The sequence below is a fragment of the Aestuariivirga sp. genome, from assembly GCF_037139295.1.
In the GTDB taxonomy this organism is placed as follows: domain Bacteria; phylum Pseudomonadota; class Alphaproteobacteria; order Rhizobiales; family Aestuariivirgaceae; genus Aestuariivirga.
The window spans coordinates 1-2,597 of the sequence record NZ_JBAXGR010000243.1 but is presented as its reverse complement, the minus strand read 5'-3'; the positions used below and the strand labels follow the sequence as shown (position 1 = coordinate 2,597).

Sequence of the window (2,597 nt, the reverse complement as noted above, 5' to 3'; positions counted from 1 at the left end):
TGACGGGTAGTTTTGGGGATAGAAGTTGGTTGAGGAAGGCGATTATTTGATCAGGTGTCAACGCCGGAGACAAAATGCATCGGTGCGCCGGAGTAAAAATGCATCAGTGAGGCGAGCAGGAAGGCCCCCCGCGGGGGGCCTTCCTGCGTTTCGCGATCAGGCTTGGCTGGCTTCGTCGGGGGCGTTACGGGAGCGCCGCTTGCTCTGTTTGAGCCTGTAGCTGTCGCCGTTCATCTCAAGGATATGGACGTGGTGGGTCAGCCGATCGAGCAAGGCACCAGTCAGACGCTCAGAGGCGAACACACCGGTCCACTCGTCGAACGGCAGATTGCTGGTAACGATGGTGGAACCGCGCTCGTAGCGCCGGGAGAACACCTCGAACAGCAGTTCGGCGCCGATCTGGGAGAACGGCACGTAGCCGAGTTCGTCGATGATCAGCAGCTTGTAGGTGGCAAGCTGGCGCTGCAAACGCAACAGTCGCTTCTCGTCGCGGGCCTCGATCAACTCGTGAACCAGGGCCGCGGCGGTGGTAAATCCGACCGACAGACCCTTCTGGCAGGCGGCTAGCCCCAGTCCCAGAACGATGTGCGTCTTGCCGGTGCCGGAGTTGCCGACCGCAATGATGTTCTCACGGCGGCTGACGTACTCGGATCTGGCAAGCTCCAGCACCAGGGCCTTGTTCAGTGACGGGAGCGCCAGGAAGTCGAAGCTGTCGAGGCTTTTGACGGCCGGGAACTTGGCATCCTTGATCCGCCGCTCGACCATCCGCCGCTCCCGCTCGATCAGTTCCAGTTCGGCAAGGCGCAGCAGGTAACGGGTGTGGTCGACGCCCTCGGCGGCACACTGCCGCGCAAGCTTGTCATACTCGCGCAGGAAGGTTGGCAGCTTGAGCGCCTTGAGGTGGTGGGCGAGCAGCAGTTCGGGCGGGTCGGTCATGATGCCACCCCGGTGAGCAGGCCCATGTAGGTTCTGGCCGAGGTGGTCGCCACGGTGGCGCGTGGGAGGTAGGGATAAACCGTCAGGTCGAGGCGTGGCGGCCGCCGCTCGATCCGGCACAGCATCAGGTGCTTCACCGCGTCGAACCCGATCACGCCCCGGGCAATCGCGGCTTGAATGCCGGCGAGAACATCCTCTGGCTGGAACGATTCCAGCAGCCGCAGCACCTGGACGAACTCTCGCTTGCCGCGATTGCCCATGCGCGCCTCAAGCAGGCGACGGAGCGTAGCAAACTCCTCAGGCAGTTCCCAACCGGCCAGCGGCGCCGCCTGGTCGAGCGCACCGATCTTGCGCTCAAGCAGCGCCAGATAGTGAAGCGGGTTGAAGACGAAGTCTTCCTGCTCATAAGACCTGGCGTGGCGGGCGATGATGTCCGCACCACAGGAGATTACGACTTCGTGGACGTAGCCGCGGATCAGAACCTCGCGGTGACCATAGGCGGTCGGCACCGAGTAATCGGTCCCTCGGTAGCGCACCAGGGACAGCGAGCTGACCCGGCCGCCCTTCTTCTCGCACGCATCATAGGGTGTCGTCGGCAAGGCTTGGAACGCCGCCAGGTCGCGCACCAGGCGTTCGCCGATCGTCTCGGTGTGACCGCGCAGCCGGGCGCCGAGACGGGCGCGGCAGCCGTCGAGCAGCTTCGCGTTCAGCGCATCGACGTTCGCCGCCTGGGGCATCGGCACCAAATGGTTCCGCCGGATCCAGCCGACCAGACCTTCGACCTTGCCTTTGTCGTTGCCCTTGCCCGGCCGGCCGAACCGGTCGAGGAACAGGTAGTGGGACTGCAGTTCGCTGAATACCCGCGTCCGCAGTCGCTGGCCATCCCCCAGGATACGCGCGACCGCGATCTTGGTGTTGTCGTACAGGATCGACTTCGGAACCCCGCCGAAGAATGCAAACGCCCGAACGTGCCCGTCGCAAAAGGCCTCCGTCGTCTCCGCCGGAAAGGCCTGCACGAAGCCGGCATCGCTGTGCGGCAGGTCCATCGCGAAGAAGTGGACCTTCTGCTCCACCCCGCCGAGCACCGCCCATGCCTCGCCAAAATCCGCCTGCGCATGGCCCGGCTCGTGGCGCAGCGGCACGAACACCTCGCGCTGACGCTGACGGCGATCGTGAACATAGTCCTTCACGATCGTCATCCCGCCGCCATAACCATACTCATCGCGCAGCCGCTCGAAGATCCGCTTCGACGTATGATGCTGCTTCGAATGGGCCGTTCGGTCAGCTTCCAGAATCTGATCGATGATCGCGGTAAAAAGATCGAGCTTCGGTCGCTTCGGCGCCCCGCCACGCCGGTACCCCGGCGGCACCGAAAACGTCATCATCTTGGCGACCGTCCGAGGATCAATCCCAAATCGTCGCGCCGCCTCACGACGGCTCAAACCCTCAATCTGCACCGCATGGCGAACCCGTCCATATAACTCCACGCCCTTCATCCCTCCGCCTTCCGCCACACAGGCAAAAGGCTATCTGCTGACGGAGTTTTACTCCGGCGCAACCAGATTATCCGGCCGCTTCAGTGAGGGAGTATTGCTCCGGCGCTTACACAAAAGTATTCAGGAGCGTCTGATAAAGAACAGTTCGCTCGACTGGACGATTGC

2 protein-coding genes are annotated in these 2,597 nt (G+C 63.0%); both read right to left on the bottom strand.

Annotation, left to right across the window (positions count from 1 at the left end; all coding sequences use genetic code 11):
* Positions 1-156: 156 nt before the first annotated feature.
* Positions 157-936, bottom strand: a complete 780-nt coding sequence (gene istB, locus WCJ41_RS21440; RefSeq protein ID WP_336907874.1) for an IS21-like element helper ATPase IstB — start codon at positions 934-936, stop codon at positions 157-159.
* Positions 933-2,432: an IS21 family transposase gene (gene istA / locus WCJ41_RS21435; RefSeq protein ID WP_336907873.1), complete on the bottom strand. Its 1,500-nt coding sequence runs from the start codon at positions 2,430-2,432 to the stop codon at positions 933-935. Before istA ends, istB begins: the two co-directional genes overlap by 4 nt.
* Between the last annotated feature and the right edge of the window lie 165 nt (positions 2,433-2,597).

Excerpts from the sequence above, each read along its gene's own strand:
- istB (WP_336907874.1), bottom strand. The coding sequence starts at position 936 with ATGACCGACCCGCCCGAACTGCTGCTCGCCCACCACCTCAAGGCGCTC.
- istA (WP_336907873.1), bottom strand. The coding sequence starts at position 2,432 with ATGAAGGGCGTGGAGTTATATGGACGGGTTCGCCATGCGGTGCAGATT.